Genomic DNA, 17624 nt, shown 5'->3' on the forward strand with positions numbered 1-17624 from the left:
AAGCAGTCCTGCAACGCAAACAAATCCGTCGAGCTGGCTCACGCGGGTGGTGTGGCCCATCACCTAGGCGGCCAATTTGGAGTTCGTCAGTGGCTACTGCCAGGGAGAACCAATTGGATGTGGACTGGGGTCCACTGAGTCTGTTCCCGCTCGACAAACAATTGATCCTTGGCATGGGGATGCTCAAAGGAGAACGGGTCTCCTATGCTAGGAAACATGAACAGCTCACAGGCACAGTTCGCAAGTCCAATTCTCACCCTTACTGTGAATCCGGCACTAGACATAAGCACATCCACTGACCTCGTCTACAGCGGTCACAAACTCCGGTGCAACGGCAGCCACATCGCACCGGGCGGCGGCGGGGCAAACGTCGCGAGGGTTTTGCATCGACTCGGCGGGCATGCTTTGGCTTTGTACACCGCAGGTGGCACAACCGGGGACACGTATCGCAAGCTGATGGAAGCCGAGGGCATCCCTGCCCTAGTTGCCACAGTCGACGGTGATACCCGGCAAGACTTCACGGTCGACGAAGCGTCAACAGGCAAACAATTTCGTTTCGTCCTCAGAGGAGCCGAGCTCCATGAAAACGAATGGCGCAGGTTCCTGGAGCTGGCTAAACGTTCCATTCGGGCAGGAGGCTACGTGGTCGCCAGCGGGAGCCTGCCGCCAGGTGTCCCGGACGACTTTTACGCCCGCGTCGCCCGCCTGGCACGGCAGGCCGATGCACGATGCATTGTGGACACTTCGGGGCCGGCACTCGCTGAAGCACTGGCGGAAGGAGTCTTCATGGTCAAACCAAGCCGCAGGGAACTGGCTGAGCTTCTCGGAGCAACCCTAGACTCCGAAGAAAGTCACATCAACGCCATCTCCGCCTTGCTTGAAAACGGTTCCGCAGAGTGCGTGGCACTGACACTTGCCGAAGCCGGAGCTGTTGTTGCAACAAAGGCGGGGGTCATCCGTTTGGCCGTGCCATCCGTCCAAGTAGTCAGTACCGTCGGCGCCGGTGACAGTTTTCTGGCTGCATTCGTGCTGCGGCTCGCACAGGGCTACCCCGTCAACGCCGCCTTGGCAACGGCCGTCGCATCCGGAAGTGCCACTGTCATGACTCCCGCCACTGAATTATGCCGGCCCGATGACGTCGCTCGCCTCGAAGCAGAAATTGTTGCCAGAGCAGCCAACCCCAGCTGACGAACGACATACCGGGCTGCGGGTCCCATTCGTGGGCAAGGGAAGCCTTCCCTCCCCGGCATGCGCATCCCCCGCAGCCGAGGCAGCAAATCGGCCCGCCACGGCATAGGCGCAAAAGAACCGTTGGGTACTGTCGTGTACCGCAAAGTTTCCTGCAAAAGTGGCGACCGGGGCGCCCTTCTCGTCGTCCAGGACCTCGGCGTAGGCGAGGCGGGAATGATCATCGATCACCTCGTGAATGTAGTCGAACCCGATCCGGGCCTTCTTGTCTTTATGGGCCACGGTCACTTTCCGGCCCAGGGCCCTCCACCCGCCGCCGTCGGGAATCCGGCCGAACTTTCTTGACGTCAATGTGGATCAGTTCCCCGGCCCGGTCCCGTTCGTAGCGGCGCCCCGAGGCGCCCTGGGCGCGGATGAGTTCGCCGGTGACCGGGTCGAACCAGGCCAGCAAGGGTTCTTCGTGGCGACCCAGGATCCGTGTCATGCTCCTCTCCGGCACACCCGTCGTGTGGCTGATCCGGGCCGGCCCGCACAGCATCTGGTGGCGGGCAGCCACCACGGATTCCTCGGTCGGTCGGGGTCGGGACGCAAATGGCAGATCAACACTCCAGCACGAGGAGCACCTGCTACAAATCTGGACGGCCCCGGCTTCCGCCACATCAGTATTGAAAATGACTAATGTGATCGGGCAGCAACATCTAGACTTAGCCAACCAGGCAGAAGGCACGGTCGCTACCCGCTACGCATTCACCAATGACCAGGTAACCCTGGTTGTCCCGGGGTATCCCTCCCACGGGCACGACTCTGTTATTCGAAGCATTCACGACATATCCGCAGAGAGTTAGTTCGGCCCCGGGCCAAACCACGCCATGAACACCGCGAATCGTTGACGCACGACGGCCGCCATTTCACACCTGTCAAGAACCACGAGCTTCTGCCCACCATCATCTAAGGAATTAGACAGCCGTTTATTGGCGCCGTCGGGTAGAGAGCCGATTTCATGAACACAATACGATTGCTCGTACTATTCGAGTGGAACAATACGGACTCGTCAACACACATTGGTCACCGGCACTCAGGCAATCAATGGTCTCGAGCCGGGAACACCCTCACTGGAAGTTCAGGGACGGCTGCAAGCAGCAGTAGTGTTCGGGTCCCGGACTCTATACGTCCCCAACTCACGTCGCTAAGGCTCTAACGCACCATGAATTAGGTGAAGGGGAAGACTCCCCAAATATTCAGAAGGGAGAAAGCAACCAGCAAAATCAGCGTCGGAGGACCAAGACGCCGCAAAACAGGGCCCCCAAGGGAACAGGCGGTCATCACCTGTCAACATCGTGTCAACACCTAAAAACGAAAACCCCCTGTCACCAGGGGGTTTTCGAATATTTGTGCCAAAGGTGGGATCGAACGTGATCTAAACCCCCTATTAACAAAGGGAAGTAGCGGGGTACCGCGGCAGTGCGGCCCAGTACGACGCAGTCCGGACCAGTCCGACAGGAAAAGTGTTGACACTGTCAACACACCCATTTTCGGCTTGAGGTGGGAAAGTAGCCCGCCGGAAGCTTGGCCCAACCACTTGGAGGGCCCGGGCAACCATGCGCGGCTACGGCAGGAAGCCCCGCATATACCAATCGACCGACCCAACCGGGGCGCAAGCAGAAGCTGGCCTCCTGGCCAAGCTCAATGCGATGCTCCCACCTACCGACGACGACATCAGCCCCGACATGGCCATGAGTGAACTCGCCAAGTTCTGATGGCTGGAATTCGAAGACCTGAAACGGGCCCCCAATACACGCCGTCGCTACAGGGCCACGCTGACAAGCCCGGCAACGTTGCTAGAGCATGGTGCCACAGACTCTATGAGCAGGAACTGGTCTGTTCCGCACTGGTGGCACCACGGGCGGCCCTCTGAGCCACAAACGCTCGGCAATTCCATTGTTTGAGGCATCGAACAAGTACCCTTCCATCAAGCACAGCCGAACTGCACGAACGTTTACGTGGCCCCGCAAATCATGACCGGTTCCTTGCGCTTGACATCCCGCAGCCGGAAGGGTCAGAGCTCTTCGGCCCCTCATCGCCAGCAACCACCAAGGACCTTGTGCCCTAGCCGGCAGAGGACAGCTCACATGTACTAAGAGTAAGGACCGTTGCCGCACCACTGCGGGCTGCCCAGCACTCGGAGGATATTTTGAACAATGACAGCCAGCGGCGAAACAGCCCGGCTCGGATCGTCACGTTCATTGCTGCTGTAATGGGCGGAACCGCAGCAGTCATCGTACTCACCTACTGGATAACTAATTCTTGGGCGACAGGTACCACCTCCGGTGTGATCGCAGGCGTGCTGTCTGCCTCCATGTACCCGGTGCTTTTTCGGAAGCGTTGAGCCCCATCAAACGGCACTTCCCGAACCGCAGCTGCGGTTCACCCATCAAAGGAGTCACATGCGCACGCTTCAGGACACCAAACCCATCTGGCACGCGCTGATCTGGATTGGGCTCTATATTCTCGCAGTCAACCTCGGCGACAACGTTGGCGCGATGCTCGACTTCCCGGAACTCACGAGTTTGGTGCTCGTTGCCGTCTCGGCCGTTCTCATCGTCTATCTGTGGGGTGGTGGACGGCTCTCCTTCTATGGCATTCGGTTGGTCCAGGCAAGAACACTGCCGCTCACGCTCTTCTATGTTCCGCTATTCGCGATCGCCTTTCTGCAGTACTCCAAGGGATTCGCGCTCAACCTTGATCTGCACACCATCGGATTCACCCTTCTCCTCGTGGCGGCCGTCGGATTCATCGAGGAACTCCTGTTCCGCGGTTTCTTGCTCCAGGCGCTTCGGACGCGCGGCAGCCTCACCCGCGCGATCATCATCTCAGGCGTCACCTTCGGAATCGGCCACCTCGTAAATCTCCTGCGCGGGTACTCGCTCACTGAGCAAGCCCTGCAACTGGTCGCGGCAGTACTCATTGGCATCGCCTTGGCATACTGCGTCGTGCTTACGGGAAGCATTATGCCAGGCATTGCCTTCCACATCCTGTTCAATTTGAGCGGCACGATTACGGCACACTCAGTGCTTGGAGATTCTGTGACGGTGGGGATCATCGCGATCGCGATGATCCCCTACATCCTGTTTCTTCGCCATAGCCTCACCAAGACAGGAGCGGCTGTCGTCACCGACACAGCTTCGACCGCGGTGGCCTAACCTGATGCAACTGCAACGCGCACCACTACGACAGAACGGGGTACACAATGGACGAAGCACTAGTACACATTGATAGATTCGGGATGGACTTCGGAGACAACACGGTTATCAGCGATCTGTCGTTCGACGTTAGAAGCGGCGAAACGTTTGGATTTCTGGGTAGCAACGGTTCCGGCAAGACGACAACGGTGCGAGCGCTGTTGGGCATCTACCGGCCCACCTCCGGGATACTACACATCAACGGTAAGGCGTTCAGCCCTGAAGATGGCAGTCGTTTGGGCTACCTGCCGGAAGAGCGCGGCTTGTACAAGAAAGAGCCGGTCATCGAGATAATGACGTATTTTGGCCGCCTCAAGGGGATGGACCGCCGCACGGCCAAGTCGTGGTCCCTTGACTATCTGGAACGTGTGGCCCTGGCGGACAAGGCCAAGCTCCGACTTGACAAGCTGTCTGGCGGCGAACAGCAAAAGATCCAGCTGGGGGTGACAATCATGAACGATCCGGAACTGCTGATTCTGGATGAACCCACCAAGGGCTTTGACCCGGTCAACCGGCGCCTGCTCATGGACATCATCGCCGACCAGAAGAAGGCGGGGGCCACCGTCGTCATGATCACCCACCAGATGGAAGAGGTTGAGCGGCTGTGCGACCGTGTCCTTTTGCTGAAAAATGGCATGGCCGAGGCCTACGGCACCATCGATGAGGTGCAGAACCGCTACGGGGGAAGGATGGTGCGGCTCAAATACTCCGGCCAGATCCCAGTGTCACCACACTATTCGGTGGAGCTGGAACAAAAGAACTATGCGGAACTGGCCCTGATCGGTGATGAAGATGAGTCTCTCATTTTGCGTGGGCTGCAGGACGCCGGAGTGTGCGTTCGCGGCTTCACCGTCACCAAGGTTTCCCTGGACGACATCTTCATAAAGATCTACGGGGACCAGAACGTTGCATACCAACGCGAGATGGCTGGGGTTTGAGATCATGGCACAGCATAATCTGGGCACCGTGATCTCCTTTGAGTTCTTCCGGACCATCACCAGGAAGCGGTTCTGGCTCGGAACCTTGGCGTTCCCCGCTGCCATAGCAGTCATTCTCGTGCTGACCGTCATCAGCAACACCGCCACCAGCAGCACCAGCGACGCCCAGAAGAGCGCCCAGTTTAGCGTCACCTACACCGACGATTCCGGCCTTATCACCGACCAGAGCGCAACCATGTTCGGTGCCGTTCAAGCCAGCAGTTCCGGCCAGGGCATTGACGCCATCAAGGAGGGAACAACTGATGCCTACTTTGCATTCCCCGCGGACCCGGTAACGGAACCCATCCAAGTCTATGCAGTTGATCAGGGGATCTTCGAGAACGGAAAATACGCCGCCGTCGCGCAGGAGATGCTCAGCCAGTCCGTGCAGGAAAAGATCGGCTCACCCCAACTGGCCAGCATTGCCCAACATCCCGCGACAATCAACGTCACGACCTATCAAGGATCCGCCGAGGCCGGGGGCCTTAATTCTGCAGTCCCACCTCTGCTCTTCATCTTGGTCTTCTACGGGCTGATCATGCTGCTTGCAGGGCAGATGGTGAATTCAACGCTGGAGGAGAAGGAAAACCGCGTCACGGAAATGATCCTCACAACACTGAAACCAACAACCCTGATTACCGGCAAGGTCATCACCTTGTTCATGATCGGACTGCTGCAAGCCCTTGTCTTCGCCCTGCCTGTTGTCATCGGTTACGTGTTCTTCCGTGACCAGTTGAACCTGCCGTCCTTGGATCTCTCACAACTGGCCTTTGACCCGGTGCGCATGACCGTGGGGTTCCTGCTCATGCTCGGAGGATTCTCCCTGTACACCACCACACTTGTCGCCGTTGGGGCAGCCATGCCGACCGCCAAAGAGGCCGGCAGTTTCATTGGTGTCATGATGGCACTGATCTTCGTGCCGCTCTACGTTATCGGCCTGGTTGTCTCGGCCCCGCACGCGGTCATCGTGCAGATCTTCACCTACTTCCCGTTCACCGCACCAACCACCGCGCTCATCCGCAACGGACTTGGCACGTTGGGGATCGTTGAGTCGATCATCGTCATCGCCATCCTGTTCTTCTCGGCAGCAGTAATGCTCCGCCTAGCCGTCAGCATTTTCCAGTACGGGTCGATCTCTTACACGAAAAAGGTTCCGTTGCGGTCCGTCCTGTCCAGAAGGGCGGGGTAGGTGGGATATGCCCAACCCGACACGATGTTCGACTGAGCGTGCATGAGGACACTGCTGAAGGTACTGGCGATCGTCGGGATGTCCGCCGTCGTTCTTGCCGCGACCTCGACTATCACTAATCTGGCGTTGGGTGCTTACGAGCAGGCAACCGCACAACCTTATGGTGAGCGTGTCAGCATCGACGGCGGCGAAGTCAATGTCTCGGTGACCGGAACAGGTGAGCAGACCGTGGTGCTGCTTAACGGCTACGGGACCGCCTCACCGGCGTTGGACTTCACTCCCTTGATCAAGGAGCTCAAGGACGAGTACACCGTTGTTGTCATCGAGCGGTTCGGATATGGCTACAGTGATAAGGATGCCACTGATCGAACTGTCGAGAACATCTCCACCGAGCTGCACGAAACCCTCAAGGCGCTTGGCGTGAACGGATCCTACATCCTGATAGGCCACTCGATGGCAGGAATTTACAGCCTCGACTATGTGAACCGATTCCCCGGTGAGGTATCTGCCCTCGTAACCATCGACGGAACCGTTCCCGAGGCTTTCGCGGTTCCACCAAAAATGGGTCTCGGGCAACGGTTCCTTTCGACAATTGGCTGGGTGCGGTGGATGAGCGCACTCAATCCGCAAATCACGGCGCCCGCGGCGCCGGCCAAGACTTACTCCCAACAGGAAATTGAGCAGATCCACCTAATGACGATCTGGAACTACGCCAACCCGGCGGTCATCGATGAGAACAACCGGTCCGCAGAGAACTTTGCTGCAGTGGCACGGTTGGGCTACCCGAGAGAACTTCCAGTGCTGGCGTTCGTGTCACGACAACTCATTGACGCAAACACGCAGTGGCGTCCGGCGCACGAACAGCAGTTGGAAGCACTGGAGCGTTCGGAGCTGGTGGTGCTCGAAGGTGGCCACTATTTGCATTGGACGCATTCAAAGGAATTGGCTGAGTCTCTTGACGCGTTTCTCGGCTGAACGACAGCAAATGGGTTTTCGTGGCAACGTCGTTCGGGCGTTGAGGGCCGTGTCCGCTTCTAAACCCGCATGGTTCTTCGCCGCAGTGTGGATCACTTCCGTCCTAGTGCTCCTCGTCGAAGGGCAAGCTATTCCGGTCGGTGGCATAGGAGTCGGCATTGTCCTGCTGGTGCTCTGCCTGATTGTGACGGCAACCACTGAACCCGAACACATGGCGACACTTGTTGCTGGGCCAGCACGCCGCAGGGTGTGGGCGCAGCTCGGGCTGGCGGCAGTGATCATCTCACTCACCGCATGGAACAACCTTGCCTATCACAACGTCGTCGAAGAAAGCTTGGCCATCCCGTTGTGGACACCGCTGGTCGAATGGCTCAAACGTCTAGGTGAGCAATGGTTCGGTGAGGGGCTGGGCACCTTCCTAATCAATCCCGTCACCTACGTCCTTATCCCGCTCATACTGCTGCTGCTCGCTGGTGCGCGCCTCCCGACACTGGGATTCTCCAGAGGCCACCGGGTAGGTCGAGCCCTACTGATCTGCTGTGCCGTGCCACTCGCGTGGATTGCCTACATCCTGATCAGCGGTCAACTCTCGATCGTAAGGCTATTGGGTAGCTTCGCGTCCAACTTCATGCAGAATGGCTTCCTCGAGGAGTTCCTGTTCCGTGGAATTCTCCAAACGCGGCTGCGGCTTCTCACCGGGCCAGGTTGGGCGATGGTCCTCCAGGCACTCGTGTTCGGGGTCTGGCACCTCGGGGTTGGTTACAGCAACACTGGCCATACAGGGCTTCTTCCGGCGATAGCTATCACCATCGCCCAGCAATCACTCATCGGGCTCGCGTTGGGAATCCTCTTTGAATGCACACGCAACCTGGTTATCCCCTCGGTCGTGCATATCGCCCTCAACAGCATGTAATAGAGCGCCGCAGACGAACTCGCAGGAACCTATTTCAACTCGCTAAACAGCCTGTCAACACTTAAAGACGAAAACCCCCTGTCACCAGGGGGTTTTCGAACAAATGTGCCCAAGGTGGGATTCGAACCCACACACCTTTCGATACTGCATTTTGAGTGCAGCGCGTCTGCCGTTCCGCCACTTGGGCCTTAGCAAAAGCGTTCAAATCAACGCTGTTACAAAGATCACGCTCCAGTTCTTGAATCACTTCCGAACCAGTGCGCGCAACTACTCTACATGCATATAGGCTGTTTTGTGGAACCGAAGCCCGCCTAGGGCTCAATATTCGCAAAATGTGGTGTATTTCACCCCTTTAAAGGAGTTTTTTGTGTCAGAACAGCCGGATACAACCCCCACCTCGCCCGCACGTCGCGTTATTGTTGCCGAGGATGAGACCCTGATCCGCTTGGACATCATGGAAATCCTTCGTGGCGAGGGCTACGACGTGGTCGGTGAAGCAGACAATGGCGAGAAGGCCGTGGAGCTCGCGAAGGAGCTCAAGCCCGATCTGGTCCTCATGGACGTCAAGATGCCCGTCATGGACGGCATCACGGCCGCTGAGATCATCGTCAAGGCCCGCATCGCCCCCGTCGTGCTCCTCACCGCCTTTAGCCAGAAGGAACTCGTTGAGCGCGCCCGCGACGCCGGCGCCATGGCCTACGTAGTCAAGCCCTTCACCCCCGCAGATCTGATCCCCGCCCTCGAGATCGCCCTCTCCCGTCACGAGGAGATCAAGGCCCTTGAAGAGGAAGTCTCCGACCTCCAGGAACAGTTCGCCACCCGCAAGCTCGTAGAGCGCGCCAAGAGCCTGCTGACCACCAAGATGGGCCTCACCGAGCCCGAGGCATTCCGCTGGATCCAGAAGACCTCCATGGACCGCCGCCTCAGCATGCGTGAAGTTGCCGAGACCATCATCAACCAGGTCAACTAAGTCTCCACAAGCTCGCCCACCCCGCAGCTTGCCAGCCAAAAATGACACCGATTCCACTTTCTGATCCCGATATCCCAGGATCCGAAAGCGGAATCGGTGTCATTTTTGCTTTCCACTGACTCTTCCCCTTAAAGTGCGACGGCGGCACCTACCCAACGCGAAAAGCGAAGGGTGGGTGCCGCCGTCGTTCCCTAACGGACTAGCAAATGCTAGCCGACCGGCCAGGGGCCAATCTTTTCGCGGTTGGCGCGGTCGCCAGCAGCAGCCTTGCCCAGGTCTGCGAGGTCGCCTACCTTGTGGACCTTGACCAGGTTGGTGGAACCGGCCTGTCCGGGAGGGGAACCGGCTGCAATAACAACCAGATCGCCCTCATTGACAAGGCCCTTTTCCAACAGCGTGGCGTCGACCTGCTCGGTCATGGCATCCGTGTGGGAAACCATGGGCACCAGAACGGGCTCAATGCCCCAGGCCAAGGCCAGCTGGTTACGCACGCTCTCCACCGGTGTGAACGCCAAGACGGGCTTGGACGGGCGCAGACGGGACAGACGCTGAGCCGAATCACCGGACTGCGTGAACGTTGCGATGTACTTTGCATCCAACTGCTTAGCGATCTGCACAGCAGCTGCTGTGATGACGCCACCGCGGGTCTTCGGCTCGGAACCGAGCTTCGGGATCAGCTTCATGCCATCTTCAGCTTCAGCAGCTTCGATGATCCGAGCCATGACCTTAACGGTCTCGATCGGGTAAGCACCAACGCTCGTCTCGCCGGAGAGCATGACTGCATCCGCGCCGTCGAGCACTGCGTTTGCACAGTCAGAAGCCTCTGCGCGGGTGGGGCGCGGGTTCTCAATCATGGATTCCAGAACCTGCGTTGCCACGATGACGGGCTTGGCCCAGCGGCGTGCCATTTCAACACACTTCTTCTGTACCAGCGGGACATCTTCCAGAGGAAGCTCCACGCCCAAGTCGCCACGGGCAACCATGATGGCGTCAAACGCATCAACAATGGCTTCCAGGTTGGCAACAGCCTGCGGCTTCTCGATCTTGGCGATGACCGGCACGCGGCGGCCTTCCTCATCCATGATCTCGTGAACGCGGGTGATATCAGCTGCATCACGCACGAACGACAGGGCCACCAGGTCCACGCCGCACGCCAGCGCCCAGCGCAGGTCACTCTCATCCTTTTCGCTCAAGGCGGGGACATTCACAGCAACGCCAGGCAGGTTAATGCCCTTGTTGTTGGAGACTTTGCCCGGAACGGTAACTTCGGTGACAACCTTCACGGCGTCAACGGCAGTGGCCCGAACGGACACCTTGCCATCGTCGATCAGCATGATGTCGCCAACCTTGACGTCCTCGGTGAGGGACTTCAACGTGGTGGAGCAGATGTCCTTGGTACCTGGGACATCTTCGGTGGTGATGGTGAAAACATCGCCCACAGCAAGGGTGTAACCCTCGCCGTTGGCGAAGCGGCCCAAGCGGATCTTGGGGCCCTGCAAGTCGGCCATGATGGCTACGGGCTTGCCCAGTGCCTCGGCTGCCTTGCGCACGTTCTCGTACGTGTTCTGGTGCACGCCGTAGTCGCCGTGGCTCATGTTCATGCGGGCTACGTTTACGCCCGCCTCCAGTACTGCAAGTGTGTTCTCATAGCTGGCGATTGCCGGCCCGAAAGTCGCAACAATTTTTGCGCGTCTCAATGTACCTACCTATTGTGTGGTTTATCAGCAGAAATCTTTGGTGCCCTCAGACAGCCTATCGCTTTGCCGCTAGACACTCATAGCTGAATCGCTAGGTGAGACAGGAGCAGGCAGGAACGTCTCCCCCATCAGGTGCTTGTCCACGGCGGCCGCGCACGCCCGCCCCTCGGCAATGGCCCAAACAATCAGTGACTGGCCGCGCCCGGCATCGCCGGCTACAAAGACACCCTCACGGTCGGTCATGTAGTAACCATCACGGTTAATATTTGAGCGAGCATCCAACGTCACAGGCAGCTGGTGCACCAGTTCGGCAGATTCCGGACCGGTGAAGCCCATAGCCAGGAGCACCAGGTCCGCGGCAATGACGCGTTCGGTGCCTTCCTTGGGAACCCTGCGGCCACCAACAAATTCAGTCTCGGCAATCTTGATTCCGGTCACCACACCGTTCTCGCCCAGGAACTCCACGGTGGAAGCCAGGTACGTCCGCTCGCCACCCTCCTCATGGGCGCTAGCCACCTCAAAGAGATTGGGGAACGTGGGCCACGGCTGCTTGGCAGAGCGCTCCAGCGGCGGCTGAGCACCGATGGCCAGTGTGGTCACCGACGCGGCCTGCTGACGGTGTGCCGTACCAATGCAGTCAGCACCGGTATCGCCACCACCCAGAATCACCACGTGCTTGCCGCGCGCATCGATCTGCTCGGGCTGCACATCTCCTGCCACAGCCTTGTTGCCCTGCACCAGGTAATCCATGGCGACATGGACACCCTGTAACGCACGGCCCGGAATGGGCAGTTCACGCGGAACAGTGGAGCCAATGCACACCACGACGGCGTCATAGCGGCGGCGGAGCTCATCCCACCCCAAGTCCTTGCCAATCTCGATACCGGTGCGGAAGCGTGTTCCCTCGGCCTCCATTTGTGCCACGCGGCGGTCCACGCTCTCCTTCTCCAGCTTGAAGTCGGGGATGCCGTAGCGCAGCAGGCCACCAATCCGGTCATCGCGCTCATAGACGGCAACGGTGTGGCCCGTACGGGTCAGCTGCTGTGCGGCTGCCAGCCCTGCCGGACCGGAACCTACGACGGCGACAGTCTTACCTGTGAGGCGGGCCGGGGGCAACGGGTGAACCCAGTCCTGGTTGAAGGCCTCATCAATGATGGAGACCTCCACCTGCTTGATGGTCACAGCAGGCTGATTGATACCCAGAACACATGAGCTTTCGCACGGTGCCGGGCACAGCCGTCCCGTGAACTCGGGGAAGTTGTTGGTGGCGTGCAAGCGCTCAATGGCCTCTTGACCCTTGTCGCGCCACGTGAGGTCGTTCCATTCGGGAATGAGGTTTCCCAGTGGGCAGCCCTGGTGGCAGAACGGCACGCCACAGTCCATGCAGCGCCCCGCTTGGGACTTCAGCACACCCTTTTCCTGAGCCTCGTAGACTTCCTTCCAGTCCATGATGCGGACGGGAACGGGCCGGCGGGTCTGAGTGATGCGTTCGCGAGTGTTTAAGAAACCGTGCGGATCAGCCACCGGTGACCTCCAAAATTTTCTGCCAGACAGTTGCGCCATCCGGGTCTTCGCCCAACTCGGCTGCTGCCAAGCGGGTTTCCAAAACTGCTGCGTAATCGCGCGGCAGCACCTTGGTTATACGTGCCACGGTGCCGGGGAAATCCGCCAGCAAGGCTGCTGCCGTCTCGGATTCCGTCTCATCAAGATGGCGTTGCAACAGCGTGTGCACCAGTTCCTGGTCCACGGCGTCGAGCGTCAAAAGCATCAGCTCCCCGGAGTCCAGAGACACCTTGTTCACCTGGCTGGGTTCCAGGTCCAGGACGTACGCCGTACCACCGGACATGCCAGCACCAAAGTTACGTCCCGTGGGACCCAAGATCAAGGTGCGGCCACCAGTCATGTATTCACAACCATGATCACCAATGCCTTCAACGACGGCGGTGGCTCCGGAATTACGGACCAGGAACCGCTCCCCCACAAGACCGCGCAGGAACATTTCACCGCTGGTGGCCCCGTAACCAATCACGTTGCCGGCAATGACGTTCTCTGCCGCCACGAAGGGGCTGCTGCGGTCAGGGCGGACGGTGATCCGACCACCGGAGAGGCCCTTGCCCACGTAGTCATTGGCATCGCCGAGCAAACGCAGCGTGATGCCCGTGGGCAAGAACGCACCCAACGACTGGCCAGCTTGACCGGTCAACGTCACATCAATGGTGTCCGGACCGAGCACGTCAATGCCGAACTTCTTGGTCACATGGTGACCCAGAAGCGTACCCACGGAGCGGTCCGTATTGATGACAGGGACACTGATCTTCACCGGTGCCCGGTCACTGAACGCTTCAGCGGACATGGCGATCAACTGCTGGTCAAAGTGCTTCTCCAGCTCGTGGTTCTGGTTGACCAAGTGACGGACGGGCGCATCGGCGGGAACACCGGCGTCGGACAGGATGGGGCTCAAGTCCAAGCCAGCGGTCTTCCAGTGATTCAGCGCCGCCTTGATATCAAGCACGCTGGACTGGCCAATGGCCTCTTCGAGGCTGCGGAACCCGAGCTCTGCGAGCAGTTCGCGGACTTCTTCAGCGAGGAACTCGAAGAAGTTGACCACAAACTCCGGCTTGCCGCTGAAGCGCTGGCGAAGTTCCGGATTCTGCGTGGCAACACCCACGGGGCACGTGTCCAGGTGGCAAACACGCATCATGACACAGCCGGACACCACCAACGGAGCCGTAGCGAAACCGTACTCCTCAGCACCGAGCAACGCGGCGATGATAACGTCGCGGCCCGTCTTGAGCTGCCCATCAACCTGCACCACAACCCGCTCGCGCAGACCGTTCAGACGCAGCGTCTGCTGAGTCTCGGCCAAGCCAAGCTCCCACGGCATGCCTGCATGCTTGAGGGAGTTCAGCGGGCTGGCACCGGTTCCGCCGTCGTGCCCTGAAACCAGAACGACGTCGGCCTTGGCTTTGGTGACGCCGGAGGCCACGGTGCCAATCCCCATCTCGGAGACGAGCTTGACGTGGACCCTGGCACTCGGGTTGGCACGCTTGCAGTCGTAAATGAGCTGCGCCAGGTCCTCAATGGAGTAAATATCATGGTGCGGGGGCGGAGAAATCAAACCAACACCAGGGGTGGAGTGACGGGTCTCGGCGATCCACGGATACACCTTCTTGGCCATGAGCTGGCCACCCTCGCCGGGCTTGGCGCCTTGCGCCATCTTGATCTGAATATCTTCGGCGTTAGTCAGGTACAGACTGGTGACGCCGAAGCGGCCCGAGGCAACCTGCTTGATGGCGCTGCGACGCTCCGGATCCAACAGGCGCTCAACATCCTCGCCACCTTCACCGGTGTTGGACTTGGCGCCCAATCGGTTCATGGCGATGGCCAGGGTCTGGTGTGCTTCCTGGGAAATGGAACCGTAGCTCATGGCGCCCGTGGAGAAGCGCTTGACAATGCTGCTGACCGATTCCACCTCATCCAGCGGCACCGGCGGGCGAACGCCATCTTTGAACGTGAGCAAGCCACGGAAGGTCATGAGCTTGTTGGACTGCTCATCGACCCCTTCGGTGTACTTCTTGAAAATATCGTAGCGGCGTTCGCGGGTAGCGTGCTGGAGACGGAAAACGGTGTCCGGATTGAACAGGTGCGGTTCGCCATCGCGGCGCCACTGGTATTCGCCGCCGCCCAGGAGCGGGCGGTGCGGAACGTCTACGCCATCGACAGGGTAGGCCAGAATGTGCCGTGCCGAAACTTCCTTGGCAATCACATCCAAGCCAACGCCGCCCAGCTGGGTCACGGTGCCGGTGAAGTAGGTGTTGACCACGTCCTGGGACAGGCCCAGCGCTTCAAAGGTCTGTGCGCCACAGTAGGAGGACACAGTGGAGATGCCCATCTTGGACATGATCTTCAAAACGCCCTTGCCAAGACCCTTGATCAGGTTCTTCACGCCCTCCTCGGGCGTTACACCGGTGACGTCCTCATTGCGGATGAGTTCCTCCACCGATTCCATGGCCAGGTACGGATTCACGGCTGCGGCACCGTAACCCACCAGCACGGCCACGTGGTGAACTTCGCGGACATCGCCTGCTTCCACCACCAGGGAAACCTTGGTGCGGTTGGCGCTGCGCAGCAGGTGGTGGTGGACGGCGCTGAGCAACAGCAGCGACGGGATGGGAGCCCAAACAGCTGAGGAGTCCCTATCGGAGAGCACAATGTACTGCACGCCACGGTTGATGGCGCCGGAGATCTGCTCACCGATCTCGGAGAGTCGGGCACGCAAGGCGAGCTCACCGCCGTCGACCTTGTACAGGCCACGAACCTTCATGGAAATCTTCTCGCCACCGGAACCATCGGCCGCGATGGGCGATTCCATATTCGCGATCTTGGCCAGGTCATCGTTGTCAATGACGGGGAAGTTCAGTGCCAGCTGAGGCGCGGTGACCTTGTTGCGTGAGAGCAAATTGCCCTGCGGGCCGATGGTGGTGTGCAGCGAGGTGACCAGCTCTTCGCGGATGGCATCCAACGGCGGGTTGGTGACCTGGGCGAACTGCTGCACAAAGTAATCAAACAACAGGCGCGGACGCTGGGAGAGCACGGCGACGGGAGTGTCGGTTCCCATGGCGCCCAGCGGCTCGGCGCCGGCCTTGGCCATGGGGCCCAGGAGGATGCGCAGCTCTTCAGTGGTGTAGCCGAAGGTGCGCTGGCGGTGCAGCACGGACGAGCTGGTGTGGATGACGTGCTCACGCTCGGGCAGGTCGGCGAGCTGGATAGTGTTTTCCTTGGCCCAGCGCTCGTACGGCGCAGCCGCAGCGACCTCTGCCTTGACCTGCTCATCACTGATGAGCTGGCCCTTGTCGGTGTCCAGCAAGAACATGGTGCCAGGGGAAACACGGCCCTTTTGCACGATGGTTGCCGGATCCAACTCCAGAACGCCAACCTCGGAAGCCAGAACCACCAGACCGTCATCGGTGACCCAGAAACGGGCCGGGCGCAGACCATTGCGGTCCAAAGTGGCGCCAACCAAGTTGCCGTCGGTGAATGACACTGCTGCAGGGCCATCCCACGGTTCCATCATGAGCGAGTGGTATTCGTAGAACGCCTTGCGGGCCGGAGCCATCGTGGCGTGATTTTCCCAGGCCTCGGGGATCATCATCATGACGGCTTCGGTGATAGGGCGACCGGAGAGCCACAGCAGCTCCGCTACCTCATCGAAGGATGCCGAGTCAGAGGCGCCGGGCGTGCAGATCGGGAACAACTCTTCGGGGGTGTCGCCCAGCAGTGGGTGAGACATGGTGGACTGGCGGGCGCGCATCCAGTTGCGGTTGCCCTTGACCGTGTTGATCTCACCGTTGTGGGCAATGGCGCGGAACGGCTGAGCCAACGGCCACGAGGGGAACGTGTTTGTGGAGAAGCGTGAGTGCACAATGGCAAGCTTCGTGGTGAAGCGGGGATCGGAGAGGTCCGGGTAGAACGGCTCCACCTGAGCGGTGGTGAGCATGCCCTTGTAGACAATGGTCTTGGAGGACAATGACGGGAAGTACACGCCAAACTTTTGCTGGGCACGCTTGCGCAAGCGGAAGGCCTTGCCGTCAAGGACGTTGGCACTGAGGATGTCCAGCGGCTGAGCAGGCTCCGTCTCTAGAGCAACGAACAGCTGGCTGAAGTACGGCATGCAGGCCAAGGCGCTGGCACCGACCAGATCGCTGACAATGGGCACTTCTCGCCAGCCCAGGACGCGCAGTCCTTCGCTTTCGGCCAGAGCTTCAAGGCCGGACTTTGCTGCTGTCTGTTCGGCTGCTTCTGTGGGGAGAAAGGCGGTACCTACGGCGTAGTTGCCCTGTGCTGGCAGTTCGACGCCGGACACGGCGCGGAAGAACTCATCGGGAACCTGCGTCAGGATGCCAGCACCGTCTCCTGTACCTTCATCAGCGCCAACGGCACCGCGGTGTTCCAGGTTACGCAAAGCGACAAGGGCCTTCTGCACGATGTCGTGGCCCGGGGTGCCGCGCAGCGTGGCGACGATCGCCAAACCACAGGCGTCCTTCTCGGACTCGGGACGGTAAAGTCCCGCCTGCTCGGGCATGCCGGCAAAGCGAGTGAACGGTGAGATGGCCTGCGGCCGGTGGGAGTCATGTGCTGGGTTCAATGTCACGACGGGGATGTCCTTCCCATAATTGGGCGTTGGTGGGGACGTCTCTGGCCCGTGCTCCGCGATGCGGATATTCCCAACTCGATGAATAGTGCAAATGCACAATGAACAAAGACTTCTTGGGCCGGTTATTCTGTGCAGCGGTTTTTACTATAACGCCGCAAGAATCAGTCAAAACAACATATCTTACATAATGGACTCACATGCAGGATCAGTAATATTATTTGGGTTGCGCGCGTCGGCAAAGAGGGCAACTATCCCGAGCCTGCGGTACAGTGACGTGGTTTCCGCAGGGTTACAGCGGTGATGAGGCGGGGCCGGAGCGGTC

General features: G+C 59.5%; 12 protein-coding genes and 1 tRNA gene. 8 read left to right on the forward strand and 5 right to left on the reverse strand.

Translation table 11 applies throughout. The features are described from left to right. Positions 1-216: 216 nt before the first annotated feature. Positions 217-1188 (forward strand): 1-phosphofructokinase family hexose kinase, encoded by a 972-nt coding sequence (locus tag AS189_RS13500; protein ID WP_062293657.1) that lies wholly within the window; start codon positions 217-219, stop codon positions 1186-1188. A gap of 271 nt (positions 1189-1459) precedes the next feature. On the opposite strand, the gene AS189_RS13505 is transcribed toward AS189_RS13500, so the two are convergent. After that, positions 1460-1744 carry a hypothetical protein gene (locus AS189_RS13505; protein WP_129587285.1) on the reverse strand — a complete coding sequence of 95 codons (285 nt, stop codon included), beginning with the start codon at positions 1742-1744 and terminating at the stop codon, positions 1460-1462. Between the two features lie 1635 nt (positions 1745-3379). Here AS189_RS13505 and AS189_RS20030 point away from each other — a divergent pair. Genes AS189_RS20030 through AS189_RS13535 form a run of 6 tightly spaced genes read left to right on the forward strand, consistent with a single transcriptional unit; the run spans position 3380 to position 8481 of the window. Next, on the forward strand, positions 3380-3574 hold the full coding sequence (locus tag AS189_RS20030) for a hypothetical protein (RefSeq protein ID WP_129587286.1): 195 nt from the start codon (positions 3380-3382) through the stop codon (positions 3572-3574). Positions 3575-3632: 58 nt separating this feature from the next. Next, the gene (locus AS189_RS13515; RefSeq protein WP_062289931.1) at positions 3633-4388 is read left to right on the forward strand and encodes a CPBP family intramembrane glutamic endopeptidase; all 756 of its coding nucleotides are present in this window, start codon (positions 3633-3635) and stop codon (positions 4386-4388) included. Between the two features lie 47 nt (positions 4389-4435). Next, the gene (locus AS189_RS13520; RefSeq protein WP_062289934.1) at positions 4436-5365 is read left to right on the forward strand and encodes an ABC transporter ATP-binding protein; all 930 of its coding nucleotides are present in this window, start codon (positions 4436-4438) and stop codon (positions 5363-5365) included. A gap of 4 nt (positions 5366-5369) precedes the next feature. Beyond that, entirely contained in the window at positions 5370-6593 is a 1224-nt protein-coding gene (locus tag AS189_RS13525) for an ABC transporter permease (RefSeq protein ID WP_062289937.1), read from the forward strand. 42 nt (positions 6594-6635) lie between these two features. Next, positions 6636-7568 (forward strand): alpha/beta fold hydrolase, encoded by a 933-nt coding sequence (locus AS189_RS13530; protein WP_062289940.1) that lies wholly within the window; start codon positions 6636-6638, stop codon positions 7566-7568. Continuing rightward, the gene (locus AS189_RS13535) at positions 7549-8481 is read left to right on the forward strand and encodes a CPBP family intramembrane glutamic endopeptidase (protein ID WP_062289942.1); all 933 of its coding nucleotides are present in this window, start codon (positions 7549-7551) and stop codon (positions 8479-8481) included. Before AS189_RS13530 ends, AS189_RS13535 begins: the two co-directional genes overlap by 20 nt. Positions 8482-8587: 106 nt before the next feature. On the opposite strand, the gene AS189_RS13540 is transcribed toward AS189_RS13535, so the two are convergent. After that, a tRNA-Leu gene (locus AS189_RS13540) sits at positions 8588-8668 on the reverse strand. A gap of 180 nt (positions 8669-8848) precedes the next feature. Between AS189_RS13540 and AS189_RS13545 the strand changes: the two genes are divergently transcribed. Beyond that, the gene (locus AS189_RS13545; protein WP_062289945.1) at positions 8849-9451 is read left to right on the forward strand and encodes an ANTAR domain-containing response regulator; all 603 of its coding nucleotides are present in this window, start codon (positions 8849-8851) and stop codon (positions 9449-9451) included. A gap of 209 nt (positions 9452-9660) precedes the next feature. Here AS189_RS13545 and pyk read toward each other — a convergent pair whose 3' ends face one another. From pyk to gltB, 3 genes are all read right to left on the reverse strand, one after another. After that, on the reverse strand, positions 9661-11148 hold the full coding sequence (pyk, locus tag AS189_RS13550) for a pyruvate kinase (protein ID WP_062289948.1): 1488 nt from the start codon (positions 11146-11148) through the stop codon (positions 9661-9663). Positions 11149-11217: 69 nt separating this feature from the next. Continuing rightward, positions 11218-12672: a glutamate synthase subunit beta gene (locus AS189_RS13555; protein WP_062289951.1), complete on the reverse strand. Its 1455-nt coding sequence runs from the start codon at positions 12670-12672 to the stop codon at positions 11218-11220. After that, positions 12665-17230: a glutamate synthase large subunit gene (gene gltB / locus AS189_RS13560; protein ID WP_082634544.1), complete on the reverse strand. Its 4566-nt coding sequence runs from the start codon at positions 17228-17230 to the stop codon at positions 12665-12667. The genes AS189_RS13555 and gltB overlap by 8 nt, the downstream gene beginning before the upstream one ends. Positions 17231-17624 lie beyond the last annotated feature (394 nt).

The organism is Arthrobacter alpinus (genome assembly GCF_001445575.1).
Classification (GTDB): Bacteria; Actinomycetota; Actinomycetes; order Actinomycetales; family Micrococcaceae; genus Specibacter; species Specibacter alpinus_C.

Excerpts from the sequence above, each read along its gene's own strand:
- AS189_RS13500 (WP_062293657.1), top strand. The coding sequence starts at position 217 with ATGAACAGCTCACAGGCACAGTTCGCAAGTCCAATTCTCACCCTTACT.
- AS189_RS13515 (WP_062289931.1), top strand. The coding sequence starts at position 3,633 with ATGCGCACGCTTCAGGACACCAAACCCATCTGGCACGCGCTGATCTGG.
- AS189_RS13520 (WP_062289934.1), top strand. The coding sequence starts at position 4,436 with ATGGACGAAGCACTAGTACACATTGATAGATTCGGGATGGACTTCGGA.
- AS189_RS13525 (WP_062289937.1), top strand. The coding sequence starts at position 5,370 with ATGGCACAGCATAATCTGGGCACCGTGATCTCCTTTGAGTTCTTCCGG.
- AS189_RS13530 (WP_062289940.1), top strand. The coding sequence starts at position 6,636 with ATGAGGACACTGCTGAAGGTACTGGCGATCGTCGGGATGTCCGCCGTC.
- gltB (WP_082634544.1), bottom strand. The coding sequence starts at position 17,230 with ATGCCCGAGCAGGCGGGACTTTACCGTCCCGAGTCCGAGAAGGACGCC.